Source organism: Escherichia sp. GZ89, assembly GCF_019366485.1.
Lineage (GTDB): Bacteria > Pseudomonadota > Gammaproteobacteria > Enterobacterales > Enterobacteriaceae > Escherichia > Escherichia fergusonii.
Genome location: NZ_JAEOHX010000079.1, coordinates 1 through 526 on the forward strand (window position 1 = coordinate 1; position 526 = coordinate 526).

1 pseudogene is annotated in these 526 nt (G+C 55.3%); it reads left to right on the forward strand.

Features of this window, described 5'->3' with window-relative positions:
- A pseudogene (gene secA / locus K0335_RS22305) lies at positions 1 to 526 on the forward strand (preprotein translocase subunit SecA); the annotation flags it as partial.

Here is a 526-nt window from a genome sequence, read left to right on the forward strand (position 1 = left end):
ACGCCTACATTCCGCCGCAGTCGCTGGAAGAGATGTGGGATATCCCGGGTTTGCAGGAACGCCTGAAAAACGACTTCGACCTGGAGATGCCGATTGCCGAATGGCTGGATAAAGAGCCGGAGCTGCATGAGGAGACGCTGCGTGAGCGCATCCTGGCGCAGTCCATCGAGGTGTATCAGCGTAAAGAAGAGGTGGTTGGCGCTGAAATGATGCGTCATTTCGAAAAAGGCGTGATGCTGCAAACGCTCGAGTCCCTGTGGAAAGAGCATTTGGCGGCGAGGGATTACCTGCGTCAGGGTATTCATCTGCGCGGCTATGCGCAAAAAGATCCGAAGCAGGAATACAAGCGCGAATCCTTCGCTATGTTCGCCGCGATGCTGGAATCGCTGAAATATGAAGTGATCAGTACCCTGAGCAAAGTCCAGGTACGTATGCCGGAAGAGGTCGAAGCGATGGAAATGCAGCGTCGCGAAGAGGCGGAGCGCTTGGCGCAGATGCAGCAGCTAAGCCATCAGGATGACGATGC